This window comes from Staphylococcus sp. HMSC068C09 (genome assembly GCF_001813735.1).
Classification (GTDB): domain Bacteria; phylum Bacillota; class Bacilli; order Staphylococcales; family Staphylococcaceae; genus Staphylococcus; species Staphylococcus hominis.
Map to the genome: position 1 here is coordinate 113,437 of NZ_KV813764.1, position 24,217 is coordinate 137,653.

The following is a 24,217-nucleotide window of genomic DNA, read 5'->3' on the forward strand; positions in this document are numbered from 1 at the left end:
AAAATGTAAAGTCATTAAACGTAAAGGTAAAGTTATGGTAATTTGTGACAATCCTAAGCACAAACAAAGACAAGGTTAATAAAAGAGAGGTGTAAAAATATATGGCACGTATTGCAGGAGTAGATATTCCACGTGAAAAACGCGTAGTTATTTCATTAACTTACGTATATGGTATCGGTACTTCAACAGCTAAAAAAATTGTTGAAGAAGCTAACGTATCAGCTGATACACGTGTAAAAGATTTAACAGATGACGAATTAGGTCGTATTCGTGAAGTAGTTGACGGTTATAAAGTAGAAGGTGACTTACGCCGTGAACAAAACTTAAACATTAAACGTTTAATGGAAATTTCATCATACCGTGGTATTCGCCACCGTCGTGGTTTACCAGTTCGTGGTCAAAAAACTAAAAACAATGCTCGTACTCGTAAAGGCCCAGTTAAAACTGTAGCTAATAAGAAAAAATAATAGGTAAAGGAGGCAAAATATAAATGGCACGTAAACAAGTATCTCGTAAACGTAGAGTTAAAAAGAATATTGAAAATGGTGTAGCACACATCCGTTCAACATTCAACAATACAATCGTAACTATCACTGATGAATTTGGTAATGCTTTATCTTGGTCATCAGCTGGTGCATTAGGTTTCAAAGGATCAAAAAAATCAACACCATTCGCTGCTCAAATGGCATCTGAAACTGCTTCAAAATCAGCAATGGAACATGGTTTGAAAACTGTTGAAGTAACAGTAAAAGGACCTGGACCAGGTCGTGAATCAGCTATTCGTGCATTACAATCAGCTGGTTTAGAAGTAACAGCAATCAGAGACGTTACTCCAGTACCTCACAACGGTTGTCGTCCACCAAAACGTCGTCGCGTATAATTTTTATTGATTGTTATTGTTACAAATCACTGAGCGAAACAATTTTAAAATTAATTCGACGTTATTAAGGAGGATTTTGTAAATGATAGAAATTGAAAAACCTAGAATTGAGACAATTGAAATTAGTGAAGATGCTAAATTCGGTAAGTTCGTTGTTGAACCACTTGAACGTGGCTACGGTACTACACTAGGAAACTCCTTACGTCGTATCCTACTATCTTCATTACCAGGTGCAGCCGTTAAGTACATCGAAATTGAAGGTGTTTTACACGAATTTTCAGCTATAGACAATGTTGTTGAAGATGTTTCTACAATTATTATGAACATCAAAAAATTAGCATTAAAAATCTATTCTGAAGAAGATAAAACATTAGAAATTGATGTGAGAGATGAAGGCGAAGTAACAGCAAGTGATATTACTCACGATAGTGATGTTGAAGTTCTAAACCCAGAACTTAAAATTGCAACAGTGTCTAAAGGTGGACATTTAAAAATTCGTCTTGTTGCTAATAAGGGTAGAGGTTACGCATTAGCAGAACAAAATAATACTAGTGATTTACCAATTGGTGTAATTCCTGTAGATTCACTATATTCACCTGTTGAACGTGTAAACTATACAGTTGAAAATACACGTGTAGGTCAAAGTAGTGATTTTGATAAATTAACTTTAGATGTTTGGACTAATGGTTCAATTACTCCACAAGAGTCTGTTTCATTAGCTGCTAAAATTATGACTGAACATTTAAATATTTTCGTTGGTCTTACAGATGAAGCGCAAAATGCTGAAATCATGATTGAAAAAGAAGAAGATCAAAAAGAAAAAGTACTTGAAATGTCTATCGAAGAATTAGACTTATCAGTACGTTCATACAACTGTTTAAAACGTGCAGGCATCAATTCTGTTCAAGAATTAGCGGACAAGTCTGAAGCTGATATGATGAAAGTGCGTAATTTAGGTCGTAAATCTCTTGAAGAAGTTAAATATAAATTAGAAGATTTAGGATTAGGTTTAAGAAAAGAAGATTAATAAGTTAAAGGAGGTTAACTCATGGGTTACAGAAAATTAGGTCGTACTTCTGATCAACGTAAAGCTATGTTACGTGACTTAGCTACATCACTTATCGTAAGTGAGCGTATTGAAACTACAGAAGCTCGTGCAAAAGAAGTTCGTAGTGTTGTTGAGAAATTAATCACTTTAGGTAAAAAAGGTGACTTAGCATCTCGTCGTAATGCTGCTAAAACATTACGTAATGTTGAAATCTTAAATGAAGATGAAACTACACAAACTGCACTTCAAAAATTATTTGGTGAAATTGCTGAACGTTATGCAGAACGTCAAGGTGGATACACTCGTATTCTTAAAGTAGGTCCTCGTCGTGGTGACGGTGCTGAATCAGTTATCATCGAATTAGTAGATTAATTTTATATATAAATACACTAACTACTTGTATTTAAAGCAAATGAGTGCAACGATAATGTTTGCCACATACAAATATTGTCTAGCTCAGAGTACCCCATCAACTAAATACTAATATAAAGCGTGAACTCAACTAAAATGTGATGGGGTGCGCGCTTTTTTAATTTTAATGAATCTATAATGATTAAAAAGAGTCGTGCTTTTGAGGCATGACTCTTTTTATATATAAAAGACGTTTACTCATGTACATCTAGTTTTTATTCATGTAAACTAATGTAGTAACTATTAATAAAGGAGGAAGGCTGTGAAAACTGATAATAACAATATCATCGAACTTAAACATGTACATTTTCAATATCAAAAAGATGCGGCCTTCACTTTAGAAGATGTGTCATTTAATATACCAAAACATCAATGGACATCCATTGTAGGACATAATGGTTCGGGGAAATCTACAATTGCAAAACTTATAGTTGGAATAGAACAAGCAACTGAAGGAGAAATTTTTTATAACAATCATTTAGTTACGCCTGATTATTTAAGAGAGGTTAGACGCCATATTGGTATTGTCTTTCAAAATCCAGAAAATCAATTTGTAGGTTCAATTGTGGAATATGATGTAGCTTTTGGACTCGAGAATCACGCAGTATCTCATGACAAAATGAAAGCAATCGTCATTCAATCTTTAGATAATGTAGATATGAAAGAATATATGAAATATGAACCACATTCTTTATCGGGAGGCCAAAAGCAACGCGTGGCTATTGCAGGAGTCTTAGCACTAAGTCCAGATGTCATCATTCTTGATGAAGCAACCTCTATGTTAGATCCCCAAGGTAAACAGTCTTTACTTTCATTAATTAAACAAGTTAAACAAGAGAAAAATTTAACGATTATTTCTATTACTCATGATTTAAGTGAAGCGTTAGAAAGTGATCATGTCGTCATTATGAATAAAGGCAAAGTTTACAAAGAAGGCAAGCCAAATTTTATTTTTTTAAATACACAGTATTTAGTAGAGATTGGCTTAGATTTACCATTTGCAATGAAAATGAATCAAAAGCTAGGCTTTAAAGATGAATTCACTACATATGAAGGGCTGGTTGATAAATTATGACCATTCAATTTAATCATGTTTCATATATTTATCAAAAAGGCACTCCTTATGAATATCAAGCCTTAAATGATATCAATCTCAAAATTGAGCAAGGTAAATACTATGCGATTGTTGGTCAAACAGGAAGTGGTAAATCCACACTCATTCAACATTTTAATGGGCTATTAAAACCAACAAAAGGTAGTATTACTTTTGATAATAAGGAGATTACTCATAAAACAAAAGACAAGCATCTACGAGAATTAAGACAACAAGTAGGTTTGGTTTTTCAATTTCCTGAATCACAATTGTTTGAAGATAGTGTGGAAAGAGAAGTGGCATTTGGTCCTAAAAATTTTAAGATGAATGTGGAACAAGTTAAGTCATATGCGTATCAGTTACTCTTAGATTTAGGTTTTGATCATCATATTATGGAACAATCGCCATTTGAAATGTCAGGTGGTCAGATGCGTAAAATTGCATTAGTTTCTATCCTTGCAATGAAACCGAATATAATTATTCTTGATGAGCCTACTGCTGGACTTGACCCAAAAAGTCGTCAACAAGTGATGGAATTAATAAAATCAATTCAGGTCAATCATCATAAAACAGTCATATTAGTGTCACACGATATGAATGATGTGGCGCGATATGCAGAGGAAATCATTGTAATGAGGCAAGGGAAAGTAATAGAACAGTGCTCTCCTAAATCATTATTCAGACAACACGAAAAACTGAAAGATTGGCATATTGCATTGCCTGATGTAGTACAACTGCAATATGATTTTGAAGATAAATATCAAACCATGTTTAATGATATTGCCTTAAATGAAGATGAGTTTGTAACATTGTATCAGGAGTGGCAAGAACATGAAAAATAAACTTATTATAGGACGTTATTTACCTAATAACTCCGTGATACATCGTCTTGATCCTAGAGCAAAGTTGATTTTTGTATTTGTATTTATTATTTTTATCTTTTTTGCTCATTCTTTTGCTACATTCGCTTGGATAATATTATTAATTCTATGTTTTATGAAAATGGCTAAAATTCAATTTTGGTTTTTAATTAAAGGATTAACACCGATATTTTTCTTCTTAATCTTTACGTTTTTAATGCACATCTTCTTTACTCACGGTGGGACTACGCTATTAGAAATAGGTTTTATTAAAATTGATAGTACAGGGGTATTAGAAGGTATTTTTATTTCTTTAAGATTAATAACAATTGTTATGGTTGCAACAATTATGACATTATCAACAAGTCCAATTGACTTGACTGATGCTTTTGAAAAGTTAATGGCCCCATTGAAACTATTTAAAATTCCTGTGCATCAATTAAGTATGATTATGTCAATTGCTTTAAGGTTTATTCCAACATTGATGGATGAATTAGATAAAATTATTCTTGCTCAAAAATCAAGAGGTTCTGAAATCAGTTCGGGTAGTTTAATGACAAGAATTAAAGCTTTCATTCCATTAATGATACCGCTATTTATTTCTGCCTTTCAAAGAGCTGATGAATTAGCAATTGCAATGGAAGTTAGAGGATATGATGCTAATGTACAACGTACAAGTTATCGTAAGTTGTCATGGCATAAGAGAGATACTTTGAGTCTATTCAGTCTGATACCTATTGGAATGATATTATTTGTATTAAAATATATGGGAGTGTAAGACATTGCGCATACTAGTAAATATTGCGTATCAAGGACATGGATTTCTTGGTTTTCAAATTCAACAACAAGGTAGAACTGTTCAACAACAATTTGAAAAAATTTTAAAACGTATGCATCGTCGGCATGTGCGTATACATCCATCAAGTCGCACAGATCGTGGTGTGCATGCTTATGAACAGTATTTTCATTTTGACACAGAATTGAATATTGAGCCTAAACAATGGAAATATGCGATGAATAGTGCGTTACCTGAGGATATTTACGTGAATAGTGTAAAACAAGTAGATGACACGTTTCATTGTCGTTATGATTGTGTAGGTAAGAGATATCGCTATAAAGTGTATCAAGCGGAACATCGCAATCCATTTGAAAGTGGTCTTAAGACATTTATAAAAGATGACTTAGATTTAGTTAAGATGAATGAAGCGGCTAAACACTTTATTGGAACTCATGATTTTACTGGATTTTGTTCACAAAAGACTGAAGTTGAAAGTAAAGAACGTACACTATACCAAAGTGAAGTTGTAAAAACGGACGAAGGTTTTGACTATATCGTCACAGGTTCTGGTTTCTTATATAATATGGTGCGTGTCCTTGCAGCTTTTTTAATAGAAGTAGGTAAAGGGAAGCGACAACCTAACGAAGTTCCTGAACTGCTTAAAGCTAAAAATAGAGATAATGTGCCTTTTACAGCACCCGCTGAAGGATTATATCTTGAAAAGATATATTTAGATCCAGAAGCACTTAAAAATGACTTTGGTGAGGATGTAAAAATACATTACAAAAAATCATTACAAAATGACTAATATGCATTGACAAATGGGCTTATAAAATATAAGATAGTTAACGGTATTGTTTTATATCATCCCACGATAAGCCCCGGAAACTTATTGTGTTACAAGATATATAAGCAGATTAGACAGGAATAAAATAAATGAACATTACGCTTTGAAATCGTAACAGAATGACCTAGATTGCAGGCCTCGTTCGTAGGTTCGACTGCGATGAGTACCTGTAATCTAAGACGAAGCATTTATTTTTAGGAGGATAATTATTATGCGTCAAACATTTATGGCAAATGAATCAAACATTGAGCGCAAATGGTATGTTATCGATGCTGAAGGCCAAACATTAGGTCGTTTATCATCAGAAGTAGCATCTATCTTACGCGGTAAAAATAAAGTAACTTATACACCACACGTTGATACTGGTGACTATGTAATCATCATCAACGCTGAAAAAATCGAATTAACTGGTAAAAAAGAACAAGATAAAGTTTACTACCGTCACTCAAATCACCCAGGTGGTATTAAATCAGTGACTGCTGGTGAATTAAAACGTAACAACCCTGCTCGTTTACTTGAAACTTCTATCAAAGGAATGTTACCAAGTTCACGTTTAGGTGAAAAACAAGGTAAAAAATTATTTGTATACAGTGGCGCTGAACACCCACACGCTGCACAACAACCAGAAAACTACGAATTACGTGGTTAATTAGAAGGAGGAAATTACATTGGCACAAGTTGAATATAGAGGCACAGGCCGTCGTAAAAACTCAGTAGCACGTGTACGTTTAGTACCAGGTGAAGGTAATATCACTGTTAACGATCGTGACGTACGCGAATACTTACCATTCGAATCATTAATCTTAGACTTAAACCAACCATTCGATGTTACAGAAACTAAAGGTAACTATGATGTATTAGTTAACGTATACGGTGGTGGTTTCACTGGACAAGCTCAAGCTATCCGTCATGGTATCGCTCGTGCATTATTAGAAGCTGATCCAGAATACAGAGGTTCTTTAAAACGCGCAGGTTTATTAACTCGTGACCCACGTATGAAAGAACGTAAAAAACCAGGTCTTAAAAAAGCACGTCGTTCTCCACAATTCTCAAAACGTTAATCACTTTGTTGATATATCAACGTTTACAGACGATTTATGGTTCAAGTTGGTTCAAATCAATAATAAAGTATTACAAAGCACTTAACAGATTTAAAGCATCGGCATCTTGCCGGTGCTTTTTTTTCGGCTCTACGTCAAATCGGACTGATGAGTCCAAATATTGAGATTAAGCAACCTTAGGTTGTTTAATCTCTTTTTTTGTTGTTGAGGCAAATAGTCGCGAAGTTATAATAATTCGATTACGCAAATTATCATAATTTCTATAACCAAAAGATACCCTTTTAATGAGTTTGATTTTATTATTAATTCCTTCTAACGGACCGTTGGTCAGGTTAGAATATGTTATAGTATTTTCAATGAAAGCTGCTAATCGTCTTAAAGTTCTAATGACTGGGCGTAATTTAGGACACATATCTGAAAGATGAATAGAAAAGAGTTTATGATTAAATTTCTCTATTTGATTTTCTTTTAATAATCTTCTTAGCTCATGAACGTAGTGATATGTATTAAATAATTCTACATCTATACCTAATAAGTAAATTATAATGCCTTTTTCGGTTTTCCACTCTTTAAATAAATGGACTTTATGATAATTAAATGCTTCTAGCGTTTCAAAAGGTTTAAGAAATAGTTTCCAATAACTTTTATATTTATTATAAAGCGGTCTATTAGAGATTCTATAACTATTCATTACATGAACTCTAGACATATTTAACGCTCGATTTAAAGATTGAACAATATGAAAACGATCAATAATAATCTTCGCGTTAGGAAATAATTGTTTGATTAGTGACATATATGGTTCATACATATCAATCGTTACTGTTTTGACTTTTTGTCTGAGTTTTAAAGAATAGCGATAAAAATGATCTTTAAGCGATTTTAACTTACGATCCGCTACCACATCTACGATGCGGTGCGATACAGCATCTGCATAAATAAAACTCATTTTTCCTATAACATTTTTAACACTTTTAAATTCGTCCATCATTAAGTGTTCAGGTAGAGCATCAAAAGAAGACTGACCTACGTCGCTTGCCGCTTGATTAATCACTCTAGACACAGTCATTGATGATACTAAGCATGACTTAGCGGTAGATTTTTGAGAGTGGTATTCTTGTGCTTTATCTAAAACTGCAAGTTTTGTTTTATTAGAAATAAAACAATGAGCGTCGACAATATTAGATTTAGCAGTAAAATGACTGTCACATGATTTACAATAAAATCTTTGTTTTTGAAGTTCTAAATAAGCGGGCATTTCCATAATTTTAAGTAAAGTAATCGTTGAGGTTTTCTTACCATTTTTTACTATAGAGAAATTTTCATTTTTAGTTGAACAATTTTCACAATGTGTAGGTTGATAAGTGAGCTCGGCATAGTAAAACAAGCTCATTCGTCCTTTATGTTTTTTCTCAATCACTTCATCTGAAAAATTTAGATTTTTATCTTTAATTCTTAATGTATTTAATATAGACTTACACATAGGCGCATTACCTTTCTTTTTTATTTTGTTTGGTAGCTAATAATTATAGAGGTAATTGCACCATTTTTGTATTCAAACATAAAAATTGGACTGATGATTTTTAGTCATCAGTCCAATTTATTATAGAGCCAAGAAAGAGGCTATATTTAAAAAGGGAGAAATTATTCCCTTATTTTCTACAAGATAAATGAACAACCACTTTATATGATAGTATATAAATAGAGATTAATAAAAATCTATTACATAGATTAAATTAATAGAAGGCGGATTTTGACATGAAAACTAAAATTAATGAAGCAATTAAACAGGTTTTACAGCAATTTGGTGAAAAGTATTTTATAGGAGAAATATTAAACAAAAATAAAGTCATTCAAGATTTAGATACGTATGATAAAGATTTGCTTGAAGCATTTATTTCGAATGAAACAATACAGAGCAACTTTACTATTGATATTGCAGGGAATATCGTCATGCAAACAAATAAACTCATCGAACTATTTGAAGCAGACGAATACTGGCAAGATTCGTATACAAAATACTCAAAGAAAATAGGTCTAACAGCGGATGGGAAATTTATCGATGAATCAACTGATGTTGTATTAGATTTTCCTTATAAAGATACGGTGTTAAAAGCAAGCATGAGTAAAGAAGATACAGATAAAGATGACTTACGCCCAGAGGAGCCATTTTTAAATGAAGTCCTCGCGAAAGAGGAGATTGATGTACTATTAGATAAGAAAATTTTGGTGAACGCTAAAAAGTTTGATGTGGATGGTGTACATGAGATAGAAAGCTTTAGTGAAGATGACAACTTGATAATAAAAGGGAATAACTTATTAGCGTTACATACGTTGAAGGAAAAGTTCTCAGGTAAAATTAAGTTAATCTATATCGATCCGCCATATAATACAGGGAACGATGGATTTGACTACAATGATAAATTTAATCATTCAACTTGGTTAACTTTTATGAAAAATCGTTTGGAGATTGCATGTGAATTATTGTGTGAAGAAGGTACAATATGGGTGCAAACTGATGATGTTGAAACAAACTATCTTGGGGTACTATTAGATCAGGTATTCGATAGAAATAATTTCATCAATATTGTAACTGTTAAAACTAAGATATCAGGTGTTTCGGGTAGTTCCGAAGGAAAGAGTTTACGTGATGCTACAGAATTTATTCAGGTATATGCGAAAAATAAAGAAAAAGTATATTTAAACCCAGTATTTGAAGTTACACCGGTAGTAGAATATGTTAACGAATATAAAGAGTCAGGGAAAAGTTGGAAGTATACTCAGGTGTTAGAGGAATTGGGTGATCGAATACTAATAGATAATAATGGTGAAAGAGCTTATTATCATTATCCTAATGCAAAAATAACTTCAATTAAGCAGTTTGCAAAAAGTAATAATTTAACTGAAGAAGGGGTTTACAACCAATTTCCTGAAAAGATTTTCAGAACAACAAATGCCCAGTCTAGTGTAAGAGGAAGAGTAATCACTAATTTAAAAGACATAGATAGTGGAATAGTTAGCATCGAATATAAACCTATAAAAGGAAAAAGTGCTAATGAGCTTATTGAAATCTTTTACAATGGAAGTAATAAAGATATGTTTATGTTTTTATCAGATCGTTTAGTTGAAGTTAAAGGAAAACTAATGTATCAACAAAAGCTATCCACTCTTTGGGAAGATATTCAATATAACAACTTAAAAAAAGAGGGACAAGTTGACTTTCCAAATGGTAAGAAACCAGAGAAGCTTCTGAAAAATATAATAGAGTTAGCTTCAGATGAAGGGGATATTGTTTTAGATTTTTTTATGGGATCAGGTTCAACACAAGCGGCAGCTTTAAAGCTAGGTAGAAAATTCATTGGGATGGAACAAATTGATACACAATGGAATAAAGCTGTAGAACGTCTAAAGAAAGCAGTTAATAATGATCAGTCTGGTATTTCAAAAGAAGTTGATTGGCAAGGTGGAGGAAGTTTTGTTTACTTAGAGTTAATGGAAAAGAACCGTGGCTTTTTAAAAACTATTCAAGATACAAAAACACAAGCCGAACTACATGATGTATTTGACTTTATGTTAAATGAAGCAGAGATTGACTTTCGTGTTGATTTAGAAAAAATAAAAGATACATTACATGAATTATCATTTGATGACCAAAAGAAAACTCTTATTAAAATCATCGATAAAAACCAACTTTACTACAACTATTCAGAAATTGATGATGAAAATGTTCGTGATTTGATTTCTGATAATGACTATGAATTTAATAAAAACTTCTATGATAAAGGTGGTGAATAACTGTGGCAAAGAAAAAGAAACAACTGCCATTGCCTTTATATGATGAAGTCAGGGAACTAAATGAAAGTTTATTCAACGAAGAAGGCACATGGGAAACACCTGAATATATTAAACATAACATGATACATACGTTTAGGTATTATCAAGATGCAGCTTTACGCTTTTTTCATTATTCACAAACAGCAAATGAGTTTCGTTTCAGGAATGTGAATCATGTCCTATTCAACATGGCAACAGGAAGTGGAAAAACAGACTTAATGGCAGGGCTTATTTTATACCTCTATCAAGAACAGGGTTATCAAAACTTTTTATTCCTAGTAAATACAAATGGTGTATTAAATAAAACGATTGATAACTTAACAAATATGGCATCGAACAAGTATTTGTATTCCCCGCAAATTGAAATAGATGGGGAACGAATAGAAATAAAGCAAGTTCAATCTTTCCCAAAAAATCAAAGTAAGAATACGATCTATTTGAAATTGGCAACTGTCCAACGTGTTGCTGCTGATATTTATACACAAAAGGAAAATGCAATGGGTAAAGAAGATTATGCAAGGAATAAAGTCGTTATTTTAGGAGATGAAGCACACCATTACTCCGCTTCTACCAAGTCTGAAAAAGAGACAGAACAATCATGGGAAAAGGCAATTTCCACGATTTTAAATGCAAATGAAGACAATCGTTTACTTGAATTTACTGCTACAATTGACTTGGAGAATAAAAATGTCTATGAAAAATACAAAGATAAGGTGCTGTATCGCTATGCACTCGACCGCTTCATTCAAGATAAATATTCCAAGAATGTAAAGCGAATTCAGTCGAGTAATACAGACGTGGACAACATGATGAATGTAGTCTTGTTAAGTGAATTCAGAAGAAGATATGCATTGGAAGAGCATGGTGCATATATAAAGCCTGTTATTATGTTTAAATCACAGCGAATTGATGCTTCTAATGAAGCCCACAAACAATTTAACGAGTTAATCGATACATTAACCGTTGAATCTTTAAAAGCCTTTCTTCATAGACAAACACAAATCACTTCTGAGGATGATAGTGAAACATTGGCATTGGCACATAACTATTATCGTGATCGTGAGGACGATTTAAGTGAAATAGTCAGAGATATAAAAAGGGAACTTGCTCCAAGTCGAATTATTAATGCCAATGACACGAGTCAATCCGGTATTTTAGAAAAAGGTCACTATGAGGCTTTAAATAGTTTAGAAAGTCCGATGAATTTATATCGAGTGATTTTTGCGGTTGCTAGACTTACAGAGGGATGGGATGTATTAAACCTCTTTGACATTGTTCGTTTAAGTGATGACCCGAAAGTAAAAGGAACGAAAGCAACAACTATGTCAGAAGCACAATTAATTGGACGTGGTGCAAGGTATTACCCTTTTTTACTAGATGGTGAACGTTCATATACACGCAGGTTTAATGATGATAGTAAAGATAGCTTGATTTTAGAGACGATTCACTATCATACAATCAATGAACCTCAATACTTGAAGAACTTAGTAAGTGCTTTAGACGAAATGAATTTACCGACTGGTGAAGATAAAAAGAATCCGTTAATTGATGTAAAGGTAAAGCCAACTTTCAAACGGACAGACGTATGGAAATACGGCAAAATTTATTACAATGAAATCATTGAAGTAACTGATAATTATTACGATTCATTAGAGAAATATGGTGTTGATACCAAAAGCGATGTTGTCATTCCATATATATCTGCATTGAAAGAAGTAAGCTATAAAGATACGAAAGTGCAAGAAGACTATACAAACGCTTATAACGTTGCGGTTACATTTGATAAGCGTTATCTCATTAAAATTATGAATCGTTTGTCGTTCTATCATTTTTCTAACTTGAAAAGGTATATTCCGCTACTAAGTTCAAGAGAAGAGTTTTTAGAAGAGAAATGGTTAAATATTTATAATCGAACAATCTATGTTACGATTCCACGAACAATGGATAGTAGTGTACTAACGGCTACTGAAAAGTTAAACATTCTAGAGCGTTACTTTTCTTATGTCGCAAAACAAATAAAATCAGGTTACAGTAAACAACGTGGAACTGGTAAATTTATTGGTTATCCAATTAAGGAGTATATTGCAAATTACCGTAAACGTGTACCAAACTATGACACAGGTAAAGCGTTTATGCAGGATAGTCCGCAAACAATTAATCGGTATGAAATTAAAGAAGATTACTTTGTATATGATTCCGCAATTATTAACTTAACCGAAAAGCAATTAATCGATCGAATTGCAGAAAGAGTTGCAGAGTTAAAAGAGGAATATTCTGACGTGTATTTAATACGTATGGATGAAAATATGCACCGTGAGTCAGCAAAAAATAATAAATTAAAATTGCATCAGTTTGGTAGTGGGCATGATGAAGTGAACTTGGCAGGGTTCCAACCCGACTTTATTCTTTATCTACAAAATAGTGATTATTTCATTCAGATATTTATCGAGCCAAAAGGATGGAATATGGAAGAAGAACAGTGGAAAGAAGATTTATTAATTTACATTAATGAACACGAAGCTGAGATCATATTTGAAGATGAAATAGAAGATGTGAAGATTAGAGGGGTAAAATTCTATACGATGAATGACGGTAGAGGAACGATTAGACAAATTGGTGAAATAGCACTTGGGAAAGAGTTTAAAGGCTTGAGTGTGGAAGAATTATAACTTATTAGAGGTTGTTGATTTGTCGGGGAAACTAATACGTTTATTTTTAGTAGATGGTAATCCAAATGGACTTCGAACAGTTGAAATATCTAATATGACAATTTACACAACGGTTTTTCCAAGAGCAAAATTAAAGACATTCCTGCAAAGAGAAGAGTCTACTAAAGCAGGGTGTTATATATTAATAGGAAATGATATAAAGAATCTTGATAAAACAAAGCTTTATATTGGTGAAGGTGAAAATGTCGGTAATCGATTAAAATCACATGCCATGGGTGATAAACAAAAAGAATTTTGGAATGAGGTCATTGTTTTTACCTCAAAAGATGATTATATAACTAAAACGCAAATTCAGTATTTAGAATCTGAGTTATGTCGAATAGCTGATGAATCAGGTAAAGTAATATTAGATTAATGGCAATCGACCTTCAAAACCTAATCTATCGGAAGTAGATAATGCAGAAATGAAGCAATTTCTAGAGGCGATTAAATTAATTTTATCTTCCATCGGTATTGATGTACTAGAGTCTAAAAAAGTGCTCAATAGTGCTGACGAGCAAAAAGTACAAGAAAAAATTTATGAGTTTTCTATAAAAGGCGCAAAGGCAAAGATGATAAATATATTGTTTTAAAGAGATCAACCGCAGTAGTTAAGAATCGCCCATCAGTCAGTAATGCAATAATAAATATGAGGCATTCTTTAATTTAGGATGGAGTTGTCAAACTAATAAATCAAAACAACTATTATCAGTTTGTAGAAGATTTTATATTTAAGAGCCCTAGTTACGCAGCAGCTGCTATTTCAGGTGGGGAAGAGAACGGAAGAAAACAAAGGAAATATATCGGTAAAAGTTTAAATCAAGTAGAAGCTGAAGAAATAGAATAAATTGTTGTATTCAACTAACACCTATCATATTGGTGCAAATTGGTTCAAGTAATGTCAATTTCAATACTTTTTCATACATTCTTATCCATATAATAATTCCCGAAACGTTGATATAAAAGGATTTCCATGGATTAGGTACACGTAAAAAATATCTAGATATTTCTCAAAACGTTAATATTGGAATTGTTGCAAACTTGTTTGCTTACAAGTTCAGTATGCAAATTGCGTCAGCAATTTGTGTTCAATTAAAATGTTTAAAGCACTTCTCAAAGTTGAGAAGTGCTTTTTTATGTAAAAAAGGCTAGTCGTTCTAAAAAACACTAGCCACAAGTATATCTATTTATTTTTCATAACTTCTTCGACCACTTCTGTCATGTCATTATGAATAACTAAACTTGCTTGTTTATCATACGGTGTAGCGTCTCTATTAATAATTACAAGATTGTCTCCTGTAAAGTTAGAAATAAAGCCTGCAGCAGGTTGTACGACTAAGGATGAACCTAACACAATGACAGTATCTGCTTTTTGGATTTTATCTAATGCTCTAAAGACAGTAGGTTGATCGAGCATTTCACCGTATAATACGATATCAGGGCGAATCACATCACCACAGTTCTCACAATATCTTAATTTGTGTCCCATAACATATGATTTCGTATATTCTTTTCCACAATTGATGCAATAAAAGCGATTCAATGTACCATGAATTTCATCAATATGTTCACTTCCAGCATCTTCATGTAAGCCATCGATATTTTGTGTGATGACACCTAAAGATTTACCTTCTCTCTCTAACTCAGCGATCCATTCATGAACAATATTTGGTTTTTTATCAGCTACAAGTAAACGTTTATGATAAAAATCGATAAAGCTTTCTTTATTATCATTAAGATGATCAACACTTAATAAATATTCAGGAGAATAGCCATCTTTAGATATTTCATCAAATAGTCCACCCATTGAACGGAAATCAGGTATACCACTTGCAACCGATACACCTGCACCAGTAAAGAATACAATTTTGTTTGATTTATCAACAATTTCTTTTAATTTTTCGATTTTATTACCCAATCCGAGCACCTCATTTATCATCAATACTGTATAGTTTTTTAAAAAAATAAATCTTATACTATTATTACAACATATTTTGCTATTTATTTTCTAGTTTTCAAGAAGCAATGAATGTTGAAAAACATTAAATAATAGTGTTAAAACATATAATAGTATAGAATGAAATTGCGTTTAAAATCTTTATAAAAAATCAATTGTTCTTATAAAAAGAATTTTTTAATAAAATAGAGTTGGATGTGAGAATTTGAATGAATAAATACGATCGTTTAGAAGAAATTACTAAACTCGTAAATCAAAAAGGAACGGTTAGGACAAATGAAATCGTTGAGGAACTTAATGTATCTGACATGACAGTGCGTCGTGATTTAGCTGAACTAGAAGAAAAAGGATTACTAACTAAAATACATGGTGGTGCACGTAGTAATTCAACTTTTCAAATTAAAGAAAAGTCTCATCAAGAAAAGCACACAGAGAATATTGAAGAAAAACGTGCTGTCGCAAGGAAAGCTGTTAACTTAATTGAAGAAAATGATACGATTTTTTTAGGACCTGGAACAACAATCGAGTTACTAGCTCAATTAATAGAACGAGAGTCATTAACAGTGATTACGAATTGTTTTCCAGTATTTCAAATATTATTTAAAAAGCGTTCGCTAAATTTTAAAGTTTACTTATTAGGTGGAGAAATGAGAGAACTTACTGAATCATTTGTAGGTGAAATGACAAATACGCTTCTTAAAACAAAACGATTTAGTAAAATGTTTTTTAGTTGTAATGGAATAAAAGATGCAGATGTACTCACTTCTACAATTGACGAAGCGTATACACAACAACTTGCACTTCATCGTTCACTTGAAAAATACTTATTAATTGATACTTCAAAAATTGGAAAAGAAGATTTTACTCAATTATGTCATTTAGAAGATTTAACAGCAGTAGTTGTTGATAAAAATGATGAAGATAATGTACAAAAATTAAAAGCTTACACAGAAGTGATATATTAATTGAATGATACCAAGATTGTTTAAATAAACAATCTTGGTATTTTTTTTAGATAATTGAACGCAATTAAACATAAAAACAAAACATTTTGTTTAAATAAACGAAATTTCAAACAATATTCGAACATTTATTGTTGATTATTTGTTTGTTTATGTTTATAATTTAGGTGTAAAGATTTGAAAGCGCTTTTTCAAACACATGTGTTTAATTATCTTATTTTCAAAGGAGAATCATTATGACAATTTTTATTGGTTCAGATGTCGCTGGTCAACGTCTTAAAGATGTTGTAAAAACATTTTTAAAAGAAAATAACCATGATGTAGTAGATGTAACAGAAGGAAAAGAATTAGACTTTGTTGATTCAACATTAGCAGTTGTACACGAAGTACAAAAGAACGATGATAATTTAGGAATTGCAGTGGATGCTTATGGTGCAGGTAGTTTTATTGTTGCTACAAAAGTAAAAGGAATGATTGCTGCTGAAGTATCAGATGAACGTTCAGCATATATGACACGTAGTCACAACAATGCACGCATGATTACGATGGGTGCTGAAATTGTAGGCGATACATTAGCTAAAAATATTGCTAAAGAATTTGTAAATGGACACTATGATGGCGGACGTCACCAAATCCGTGTAGATATGTTAAATAAAATGTGCTAATTGGAGGAATAAATAATGAAAATTGCTATAGGTTGCGATCACATTGTAACTGATACAAAAATGGAAGTTTCACAACACTTAAAAGCTCAAGGACACGAAGTTATTGATGTAGGTACGTATGATTTTACACGTACACATTATCCTATCTTCGGTAAAAAAGTAGGAGAAAAAGTTGCTAGTGGAGAAGCAGATTTAGGCGTATGTATTTGTGGTACTGGCGTTGGTATTAGTAATGCAGCAAACAAAGTCCCAGGTGTAAGAACAGCATTAGTACGTGATATGACATCAGCACTTTATTCAAAAGAAGAATTGAATGCTAATGTTGTTAGTTTCGGCGGTAAAGTAGCAGGCGAATTATTTATTTTCGATATCGTTGATGCATTTATCAAAGCAGAATACAAACCTACTGAAGAAAATAAAAAATTAATTGCTAAAATTAATCATTTAGAAGCACATAACGATAATCAAGCTAATCCTCACTTCTTTGATGAATTCTTAGAAAAATGGGACAAAGGTGAATATCACGATTAAGGAAGATGTGAAATGATTCTAACATTAACTTTAAATCCTTCAGTTGATATCTCTTACCCATTAGAACAGTTTCATCTAGATACTGTGAATAGAGTTAAAAAGACGAGTAAAACTGCTGGAGGAAAAGGATTAAATGTAACACGTGTATTATCAGAATTTGGCGAAAATGTGTTAGCAAGTGGCTTTTTAGGTGGCGCATTAGGTCAATTTATTGAAGAACAATTAACAGATGCTCAAATTGAACAGTCTTTCTTCAAAATAAAAGGAGAAACGCGAAATTGTATCGCTATTCTACATGAAGGACAACAAACTGAAATACTCGAACAAGGACCAACTATTGACAAGGAAGAAGCAGAGAGCTATAAAGCACATCTTTTAGAACTATTTAAAAGAGCTAATGTTATAGCGATGTCTGGAAGTTTACCTAAAGGTCTTAATACAAATTACTACGCTGATATTGTGAAATTAGCAAATGAACAAGAGCTACCTACGATTTTAGATAGTTCTGGTCAATCATTAATGGATGTATTGTTGAGCGAAAATAAGCCTTCAGTGATAAAACCTAATATTGATGAATTATCTCAATTATTACACACTACTGTCACTACAGATATCGATAGTTTAAAAGAAGCGGTTACTCAACCCATCTTCAAAGGTATTGAATGGATTATTGTTTCTTTAGGTGGCGATGGCGCTTTCGCTAAACATCATCAAACATTTTATAAAGTAAATATCCCCAAAATAGAAGTCGTTAATCCTGTAGGGTCTGGTGATTCTACTGTGGCAGGTATTGCATCAGGTCTTGTTCATCAACAATCCGATGAGGATTTACTGAAAAAAGCGAATGCATTTGGAATGTTAAATGCAATGGAGCATCAAACAGGTCATATCAATGTAGATAAATTTAAAGAACTATTCAAACAAATTGAAGTTATAGAGGTGTAATTCATGACAAAATCACAACAAAAATTAGCATCAATCGAACAATTAAGTAATCAAGATGGTATTATTTCAGCTTTAGCATTTGATCAACGTGGGGCATTAAAAAGAATGATGGCTGAACATCAAACAGAACCTCCTACAGTTGAACAAATCGAACAATTAAAAGTACTTGTATCAGAAGAGTTAACACAATATGCATCTTCTATTCTTTTAGATCCTGAATATGGCTTACCTGCTTCTGATGCACGTAATAAAGAGTGTGGTTTATTACTTGCATATGAAAAAACTGGATATGACGTGAATGCAAAAGGTCGTTTACCTGATTGCTTAGTAGAATGGTCTGCTAAACGTTTAAAAGAACAGGGTGCCAATGCAGTTAAATTCTTACTTTATTATGATGTAGATGATTCAGAAGAGATTAACATTCAAAAGAAAGCTTATATTGAACGAATTGGTTCAGAATGTGTTGCTGAAGACATTCCATTTTTCTTAGAAGTGTTAACTTATGATGATAATATTCCAGATAATAAAAGTGCTGAATTTGCAAAAGTAAAACCTCGTAAAGTAAATGAAGCAATGAAGTTATTCTCAGAAGAGCGATTCAATGTTGATGTGCTTAAAGTTGAAGTACCCGTAAATATGAATTTTGTCGAAGGATTTACAGAGGGTGAAGTTGTATACACAAAAGAAGAAGCAGCACAACATTTCCGTGATCAAGATGCAGCGACACATTTACCTTATATTTATTTAAGTGCTGGTGTATCAGCTGAATTATTCCAAGAAACATTAACATTTGCACATGATGCAGGTGCACATTTCAATGGTGTGTTATGCGGACGTGCGACATGGTCTGGTGCAGTTAAAGTTTATATTGAACAAGGAGAACAAGCCGCAAGAGAATGGTTACGTACAACTGGATATAAAAACATTGATGATTTAAATAAAGTACTAAAAACAACTGCAACATCTTGGAAAGCAAAATAACTTAGGGGAGGTTATTCATATGAACAGAGAAGAAGTACAATTACTTGGTTTTGAAATTGTCGCATATGCAGGAGATGCACGTTCAAAATTATTAGAGGCTTTAAACGCTGCTAATGAAGGTGATTTTGAAAAAGCTGAACAACTTACCGAGGAAGCAAATGAATGTATTGCAAATGCACATAAAGCTCAAACAAACTTATTAGCTCAAGAAGCGCAAGGTGATGACATTGCATTTAGTATTACAATGATTCACGGACAAGACCATTTAATGACAACGTTATTATTAAAAGATTTAATGAAGCATTTAATTGAATTATACAAAAAAGGGAGCTGACCCCTATGAATAAGTTAATAGCATGGATAGAAAAAGGAAAGCCGTTCTTTGAAAAAATATCCCGTAATATTTATTTAAGAGCGATTCGTGATGGATTTATTGCAGCAATTCCAATTATCTTGTTCTCAAGTATATTTATTTTAATCACATATGTACCTAACGTGTTTGGCTTTACTTGGAGTAAAACGATGGAAGGTATATTGATGAAACCATATAACTATACCATGGGAATTGTTGGTTTGATTGTAGCTGGAACAACAGCTAAGTCTTTAACCGATTCCTACAACAGGAAATTAGATAAAACCAATCAAATTAACTTTATTTCTACAATGATGGCTGCGATGAGTGGATTTTTATTCTTAGCAGCAGATCCTATTAAAGAGGGTGGATTTTTAAGTGCATTTATGGGCACAAAAGGATTATTAACAGCCTTTATTTCAGCCTTTATTACCGTAATTGTTTATAATTTCTTTATTAAAAGAAATATTACAATAAAAATGCCTAAAGAAGTACCACCAAATATTTCTCAGGTATTTAAAGATATCTTCCCGTTGTCAGCGGTTATTATCATTATTTATGCATTAGATTTATTATCAAGAACATTTATTCATACAAATGTAGCGAACGCCGTATTAAAAATCTTTGAACCATTATTTACTGCGGCAGATGGCTGGATTGGTGTCACACTTATCTTCGGTGCTTTCGCATTCTTCTGGTTTGTAGGTATACATGGTCCATCTATTGTTGAACCAGCAATCGCTGCAATTACTTATGCAAATCTTGAAACAAACTTAAATTTGATTCAAGCAGGAGAACATGCAGATAAAATTATTACACCTGGTACACAAATGTTCGTTGCAACTATGGGGGGTACCGGTGCTACCTACCCTGTAACACTACTACCATTAAAATTTAAAAGTAATTTCCCTTATATTAAGTGTATTCACCTTACCGCTCTCATTATCCTTTCTAGGAACAAAGTCAAACGCAATTTCTTTAACTGTACTCAAGATTAACTCCTCTTTTTGCTCAACATTTAACTTACTCCAACCTTTAATCAAAATATCATCAATCATATTTAACTGCTCATTCGTAACTGTTTGTGTACTTTCTACTTCTGTACCACCACGTTCAACCTCATCAAGTATCTCTTTAGTTTCGTCCATTAAACTAAAATACTCATCATCTTCGATATAACCTAATGACCATGATCGTGTAAGTTTCTCACGTTGTTTCATAATCTTATCTATGTCGTAATCTAGTTTAGGTGTACTTTCTTCCACGATATCCACCTTAAATTTATTCATGTCATATGTTTTAAGTAACTCTATAAACTTATCTTCTACTTCACTTTCATTGAATGATATTGTTTGAACGTTTTTATCTTTTGAACATGTATCACATTTATAGCGTCTTACTTCGTAAGAATATCCTTTTTTATCCGTTATCTTACCAGCGTATAGATGTAGCTTATTATGGCACTGAGGACACGTTAGAACGCCTCTAAAGATAGCATGATGTTTTACCTTACTTCTATGTGTTTTGTTCTCTATAACGTCTATAATACGTTTATAATCACTTTCTGATAACACTGGCTCATGCGTATTCTCAATATACATATCTCCATACTTAGTATGACCACGTAAGACTGGGTTTTTCATCAACCTAATAATAGAAGTCCTATTCCACTTCTTAACTTTAGGTACGTTGACTTTCTTCAAATTCATCTGTCTAGCAATTTCATTCCCCGATACACCATGTTTAAATTGCTCAACAAGATAATCAATTACCCACTTATGCTTGTTAGGTACAAGTTTTCCATCTACATTGTCATAGCAAAAGGGAGCTTCTCTAATATAGTTGCCTTCTCTTACTGCTGCACGACTACCAAATAATGCACGTTCACGTATCGTAGCACGTTCCCATTCAGCCATAGCACCTACCATAGTGATAAACAACTTACCAATGGCAGTAGTTGTATCAAATACTTCAGTAGCACTCTTGAACGCCACATTATACTTCTCAAATTTCTCTAGCATTTCAAGTAAGTCTTTAACGTTACGTGTTAATCTATCTAACTTATAAACTAACACTAGATCGTAATACTCTAGGTTATCCATAATACGTTTTAATGCTGGCCTATTCATCGAGCCACCACTTACACCAGCGTCAGTAAATACTTTGAAATTGTGCCAATTCTGAACTTCGCAAAAGGCTTTTAATTTCCTTTCTTGCTCATGGATAGAATAACCTTCCGTTGCTTGCTCATAGGAACTTACTCTTGTGTAGATTGCCACTTTCATTAAATCACCTCAAAAAAAGTAAAAAAATAATAAGGGTAGGTGAACTACCCTAAAATTTATTCGTAAGGTCCTGCTTGAGTAGGTTCTTGCAATCCATATGGTGAGTTTTTACTCAGTTCTCTCATTCTTTCTATTTCTTCATCAGTTGGATTATCAAAATCTATACCTTCTTTTAGCGCTTGTTCTCTAGCACTATTTACAGGTTGCTGTGTTTGTTGATTAGACTGAGAATCTTGCGATTGATAATTTTGTTGCGATGCTACTTCCTGTTGATTATTTTGGATATTCTGCTGTTGTGTTTGTTGCTCTTGAGTTGCAGGCTGTTGAGATTGAACTTGTTCATTTGTTGCAGTTTCTTGTGTGTTTTGTTCTTGGGTAGAGTTGTTTTCTTGTGTAGACTTGCTATCTTCATTTTCTTGAGATTTCTTTTCTTCTTTAGACTTTTTATCCTCTTTGGATTTATTATCTTTTTTATCTTCTGATTTCTTTTCAGTTTTCTTTTCTGATTTAGTATCAGAATCGTTATTAGACGCGTCGTTATTACCGCAAGCGCCTAGAATTAAAGCACCGCTAAAGATTAAAGCTAAAAACTTTTTCATATATGTTTCTCCTTTACTATATATCTTTATATTCAAACACTCGTAATGGCTCAAACTGAATAACGTATTTACCGTATCGAGTAGTTAAACCATGTTTTGTTTTATAATATTCCAATATTTCTAATACGTGTTCTTCGCTTAATTGAACATATTCTGCTAGTTCGTATAAGTTACTTACACCGTAGTGATGTGCCTCTACAATAATACGCAAGGGTAGTGCGGCCTCGTATCCATGACGTCTAGCGTAGCTTTCAAATTTACGGTTAATCCATTTAGACTGATCTAAGATGTTCCCATATGTAAGTTTATGATGTGCAAGTTCTTCGTATAACACTTCAGCTTTTCGTGTTTCGGGTAGGTTTTTATCTATAAGAATTATACCGTCATTATAGAAACCACTATAACCGTCTGGTAGCGAGTGTGTATCTCTAATTTTGATGTGTTCGTTCTCAGTGAGTAATTGTTCATAACGTGACATTAAAACCAATCCCTTTATTTGTCCTCTTTTTTAAATCTATCTATTAAACTCATTATGTAATCTATATCTTCTTGCTTTAACTCACCTTCAAGGTGAGCGGAAAGAGTAGTGGGTTCTTTTTGTTTCATTTCTTTAAGTCCGCTTAATTCATCCAATGAAATATCAAAAAAATGTGCTAATGCACTCGCGTGGTCCATAGAAGGACTTGACTCTCCTCTTTCCCAACGGTCAATGGAAGTTTTTGAAAATTTAACATTATAATTTTTATTAAGTCTGGTTGCTAATTCTTGTAAAGATAAACCTCTGCTTTTTCTTAATGCTTTTAGATTCTTTTCGAAAGTTTCCATATGTTTTTTCTCCTAAGTTCATATTTTACAAATATTATTATAATATTTGTATCCCGAAAATGCAACATATATTTTGAATAAATTTACCAAAAACGGAATTTTTTCATTGACTTTGAATATATAGGAGTGTAAGATACTAAGTGTAATCCCGAAAACGGGAAATAAGGAGGTGAAAGTATGAAAGGTCAAAAACATACTAAACTTCGTTTGTATTTAGATAAAAACGGTATAAAACATAAAGAAGTTGCTGAGGCTATGGGCATGACAACTAATAGATTTAGTCAAAAGATAAACAGAAACAAAAGTGACTTTACCTTAAAAGAAGCTAGCTTACTTTGTTATATACTTGATTTGGATATGAACGACTTTTTTTATAACCCTGACATCCCGAAAACGGGAATAAATAAAATATCAACCTAAAAGGAGTATGTTATGAACGAAATTCAACAACTATTCAATTTGAAACGAAATGAAGATGGAACAGTTGCAGTAAGTGGTCGTGAGTTACACAAAGGATTAAAAATCGGAACTCGATATGATAAGTGGATTGAACGAATGATTGAATATGGTTTTGAAGAAAATATCGACTACATTA

General features: G+C 32.7%; 30 protein-coding genes and 1 pseudogene. 25 read left to right on the forward strand and 6 right to left on the reverse strand.

What is annotated here, in order from left to right; genetic code table 11:
• The 11 genes from rpmJ to rpsI form a co-directional block, all read left to right on the forward strand.
• The coding region (gene rpmJ / locus HMPREF2930_RS11285; protein WP_083313655.1) for a 50S ribosomal protein L36 at window positions 1-79 on the forward strand (79 nt) is incomplete at its 5' end.
• A gap of 22 nt (window positions 80-101) precedes the next feature.
• Window positions 102-467 carry a 30S ribosomal protein S13 gene (gene rpsM, locus HMPREF2930_RS08105; RefSeq protein WP_002448629.1) on the forward strand — a complete coding sequence of 122 codons (366 nt, stop codon included), beginning with the start codon at window positions 102-104 and terminating at the stop codon, window positions 465-467.
• A gap of 23 nt (window positions 468-490) precedes the next feature.
• A complete protein-coding gene (rpsK, locus tag HMPREF2930_RS08110) occupies window positions 491-880 on the forward strand; it encodes a 30S ribosomal protein S11 (protein ID WP_000101625.1) in 390 nt (129 codons plus the stop codon).
• An 82-nt stretch (window positions 881-962) separates the two neighbouring features.
• Window positions 963-1,907 carry a DNA-directed RNA polymerase subunit alpha gene (locus tag HMPREF2930_RS08115; RefSeq protein WP_002448356.1) on the forward strand — a complete coding sequence of 315 codons (945 nt, stop codon included), beginning with the start codon at window positions 963-965 and terminating at the stop codon, window positions 1,905-1,907.
• Window positions 1,908-1,928: 21 nt separating this feature from the next.
• Window positions 1,929-2,300, forward strand: a complete 372-nt coding sequence (gene rplQ, locus HMPREF2930_RS08120) for a 50S ribosomal protein L17 (protein WP_002448491.1) — start codon at window positions 1,929-1,931, stop codon at window positions 2,298-2,300.
• Window positions 2,301-2,601: 301 nt separating this feature from the next.
• Window positions 2,602-3,414, forward strand: coding sequence for an energy-coupling factor transporter ATPase (locus HMPREF2930_RS08125; RefSeq protein ID WP_017174839.1), 813 nt, complete (start codon window positions 2,602-2,604; stop codon window positions 3,412-3,414).
• Window positions 3,411-4,274 (forward strand): energy-coupling factor transporter ATPase, encoded by an 864-nt coding sequence (locus HMPREF2930_RS08130; protein WP_017174838.1) that lies wholly within the window; start codon window positions 3,411-3,413, stop codon window positions 4,272-4,274. Before HMPREF2930_RS08125 ends, HMPREF2930_RS08130 begins: the two co-directional genes overlap by 4 nt.
• Complete coding sequence (locus HMPREF2930_RS08135; protein WP_017174837.1) at window positions 4,264-5,070, forward strand: energy-coupling factor transporter transmembrane component T family protein; 807 nt, start codon at window positions 4,264-4,266, stop codon at window positions 5,068-5,070. Before HMPREF2930_RS08130 ends, HMPREF2930_RS08135 begins: the two co-directional genes overlap by 11 nt.
• Window positions 5,071-5,074: 4 nt before the next feature.
• Window positions 5,075-5,878 carry a tRNA pseudouridine(38-40) synthase TruA gene (gene truA / locus HMPREF2930_RS08140; RefSeq protein WP_017174836.1) on the forward strand — a complete coding sequence of 268 codons (804 nt, stop codon included), beginning with the start codon at window positions 5,075-5,077 and terminating at the stop codon, window positions 5,876-5,878.
• A 250-nt stretch (window positions 5,879-6,128) separates the two neighbouring features.
• Window positions 6,129-6,566: a 50S ribosomal protein L13 gene (gene rplM / locus HMPREF2930_RS08145; protein WP_002448612.1), complete on the forward strand. Its 438-nt coding sequence runs from the start codon at window positions 6,129-6,131 to the stop codon at window positions 6,564-6,566.
• A 19-nt stretch (window positions 6,567-6,585) separates the two neighbouring features.
• Window positions 6,586-6,978 (forward strand): 30S ribosomal protein S9, encoded by a 393-nt coding sequence (gene rpsI / locus HMPREF2930_RS08150; RefSeq protein ID WP_002448344.1) that lies wholly within the window; start codon window positions 6,586-6,588, stop codon window positions 6,976-6,978.
• Between the two features lie 166 nt (window positions 6,979-7,144).
• Here rpsI and HMPREF2930_RS08155 read toward each other — a convergent pair whose 3' ends face one another.
• A complete protein-coding gene (locus HMPREF2930_RS08155) occupies window positions 7,145-8,461 on the reverse strand; it encodes an ISL3 family transposase (RefSeq protein WP_017174835.1) in 1,317 nt (438 codons plus the stop codon).
• Between the two features lie 275 nt (window positions 8,462-8,736).
• On the opposite strand from HMPREF2930_RS08155, the gene HMPREF2930_RS08160 reads away from it, so the two are divergent.
• The 5 genes from HMPREF2930_RS08160 (at window position 8,737) to HMPREF2930_RS11885 (ending at window position 14,367) form a co-directional block, all read left to right on the forward strand.
• On the forward strand, window positions 8,737-10,773 hold the full coding sequence (locus tag HMPREF2930_RS08160) for a site-specific DNA-methyltransferase (RefSeq protein ID WP_037541588.1): 2,037 nt from the start codon (window positions 8,737-8,739) through the stop codon (window positions 10,771-10,773).
• Window positions 10,774-10,775: 2 nt separating this feature from the next.
• Window positions 10,776-13,481: a DEAD/DEAH box helicase family protein gene (locus HMPREF2930_RS08165; protein WP_017174833.1), complete on the forward strand. Its 2,706-nt coding sequence runs from the start codon at window positions 10,776-10,778 to the stop codon at window positions 13,479-13,481.
• A gap of 19 nt (window positions 13,482-13,500) precedes the next feature.
• Window positions 13,501-13,896 carry a GIY-YIG nuclease family protein gene (locus tag HMPREF2930_RS11645; RefSeq protein ID WP_145437327.1) on the forward strand — a complete coding sequence of 132 codons (396 nt, stop codon included), beginning with the start codon at window positions 13,501-13,503 and terminating at the stop codon, window positions 13,894-13,896.
• A 49-nt stretch (window positions 13,897-13,945) separates the two neighbouring features.
• Entirely contained in the window at window positions 13,946-14,113 is a 168-nt protein-coding gene (locus tag HMPREF2930_RS11650; protein ID WP_017174831.1) for a hypothetical protein, read from the forward strand.
• A 95-nt stretch (window positions 14,114-14,208) separates the two neighbouring features.
• Window positions 14,209-14,367, forward strand: coding sequence for a DUF4357 domain-containing protein (locus tag HMPREF2930_RS11885; protein WP_197017805.1), 159 nt, complete (start codon window positions 14,209-14,211; stop codon window positions 14,365-14,367).
• A gap of 336 nt (window positions 14,368-14,703) precedes the next feature.
• Here the strand turns inward: HMPREF2930_RS11885 and HMPREF2930_RS08175 are convergent, their stop codons facing one another.
• Window positions 14,704-15,438: an NAD-dependent protein deacylase gene (locus HMPREF2930_RS08175; protein ID WP_017174830.1), complete on the reverse strand. Its 735-nt coding sequence runs from the start codon at window positions 15,436-15,438 to the stop codon at window positions 14,704-14,706.
• Between the two features lie 248 nt (window positions 15,439-15,686).
• Here HMPREF2930_RS08175 and HMPREF2930_RS08180 point away from each other — a divergent pair, with 248 nt between their 5' ends.
• From HMPREF2930_RS08180 to HMPREF2930_RS08210, 7 genes and pseudogenes are all read left to right on the forward strand, one after another.
• Entirely contained in the window at window positions 15,687-16,442 is a 756-nt protein-coding gene (locus tag HMPREF2930_RS08180; RefSeq protein ID WP_017174829.1) for a DeoR/GlpR family DNA-binding transcription regulator, read from the forward strand.
• A 233-nt stretch (window positions 16,443-16,675) separates the two neighbouring features.
• On the forward strand, window positions 16,676-17,104 hold the full coding sequence (gene lacA, locus HMPREF2930_RS08185) for a galactose-6-phosphate isomerase subunit LacA (RefSeq protein ID WP_002448540.1): 429 nt from the start codon (window positions 16,676-16,678) through the stop codon (window positions 17,102-17,104).
• A gap of 15 nt (window positions 17,105-17,119) precedes the next feature.
• Window positions 17,120-17,635, forward strand: coding sequence for a galactose-6-phosphate isomerase subunit LacB (lacB, locus tag HMPREF2930_RS08190; RefSeq protein ID WP_002448324.1), 516 nt, complete (start codon window positions 17,120-17,122; stop codon window positions 17,633-17,635).
• Window positions 17,636-17,647: 12 nt separating this feature from the next.
• On the forward strand, window positions 17,648-18,580 hold the full coding sequence (locus HMPREF2930_RS08195; RefSeq protein ID WP_037541586.1) for a tagatose-6-phosphate kinase: 933 nt from the start codon (window positions 17,648-17,650) through the stop codon (window positions 18,578-18,580).
• 3 nt (window positions 18,581-18,583) lie between these two features.
• Complete coding sequence (lacD, locus tag HMPREF2930_RS08200) at window positions 18,584-19,561, forward strand: tagatose-bisphosphate aldolase (RefSeq protein ID WP_019835810.1); 978 nt, start codon at window positions 18,584-18,586, stop codon at window positions 19,559-19,561.
• A 19-nt stretch (window positions 19,562-19,580) separates the two neighbouring features.
• The gene (locus tag HMPREF2930_RS08205) at window positions 19,581-19,895 is read left to right on the forward strand and encodes a PTS lactose/cellobiose transporter subunit IIA (RefSeq protein ID WP_017174827.1); all 315 of its coding nucleotides are present in this window, start codon (window positions 19,581-19,583) and stop codon (window positions 19,893-19,895) included.
• A 5-nt stretch (window positions 19,896-19,900) separates the two neighbouring features.
• Window positions 19,901-20,797 (forward strand): annotated as a pseudogene (locus HMPREF2930_RS08210) (PTS transporter subunit EIIC); the annotation flags it as partial.
• A gap of 3 nt (window positions 20,798-20,800) precedes the next feature.
• Here the strand turns inward: HMPREF2930_RS08210 and HMPREF2930_RS08215 are convergent.
• From HMPREF2930_RS08215 to HMPREF2930_RS08230, 4 genes are read right to left on the reverse strand one after another with little or no spacing between them, the layout of a single operon-like run.
• Complete coding sequence (locus HMPREF2930_RS08215; RefSeq protein ID WP_070597291.1) at window positions 20,801-22,198, reverse strand: recombinase family protein; 1,398 nt, start codon at window positions 22,196-22,198, stop codon at window positions 20,801-20,803.
• Between the two features lie 56 nt (window positions 22,199-22,254).
• Window positions 22,255-22,797, reverse strand: a complete 543-nt coding sequence (locus HMPREF2930_RS08220) for a hypothetical protein (protein WP_070597293.1) — start codon at window positions 22,795-22,797, stop codon at window positions 22,255-22,257.
• Between the two features lie 16 nt (window positions 22,798-22,813).
• Window positions 22,814-23,275 carry an ImmA/IrrE family metallo-endopeptidase gene (locus tag HMPREF2930_RS08225; protein ID WP_070597295.1) on the reverse strand — a complete coding sequence of 154 codons (462 nt, stop codon included), beginning with the start codon at window positions 23,273-23,275 and terminating at the stop codon, window positions 22,814-22,816.
• Window positions 23,276-23,289: 14 nt separating this feature from the next.
• On the reverse strand, window positions 23,290-23,622 hold the full coding sequence (locus HMPREF2930_RS08230) for a helix-turn-helix domain-containing protein (protein ID WP_049438216.1): 333 nt from the start codon (window positions 23,620-23,622) through the stop codon (window positions 23,290-23,292).
• Between the two features lie 177 nt (window positions 23,623-23,799).
• Here HMPREF2930_RS08230 and HMPREF2930_RS08235 point away from each other — a divergent pair, with 177 nt between their 5' ends.
• Both HMPREF2930_RS08235 and HMPREF2930_RS08240 read left to right on the forward strand, forming a co-directional pair.
• Window positions 23,800-24,042: a helix-turn-helix domain-containing protein gene (locus HMPREF2930_RS08235; RefSeq protein ID WP_048680775.1), complete on the forward strand. Its 243-nt coding sequence runs from the start codon at window positions 23,800-23,802 to the stop codon at window positions 24,040-24,042.
• 12 nt (window positions 24,043-24,054) lie between these two features.
• Window positions 24,055-24,217: antA/AntB antirepressor family protein (locus HMPREF2930_RS08240; RefSeq protein ID WP_176745768.1), on the forward strand; the 163-nt coding region annotated here is incomplete at its 3' end.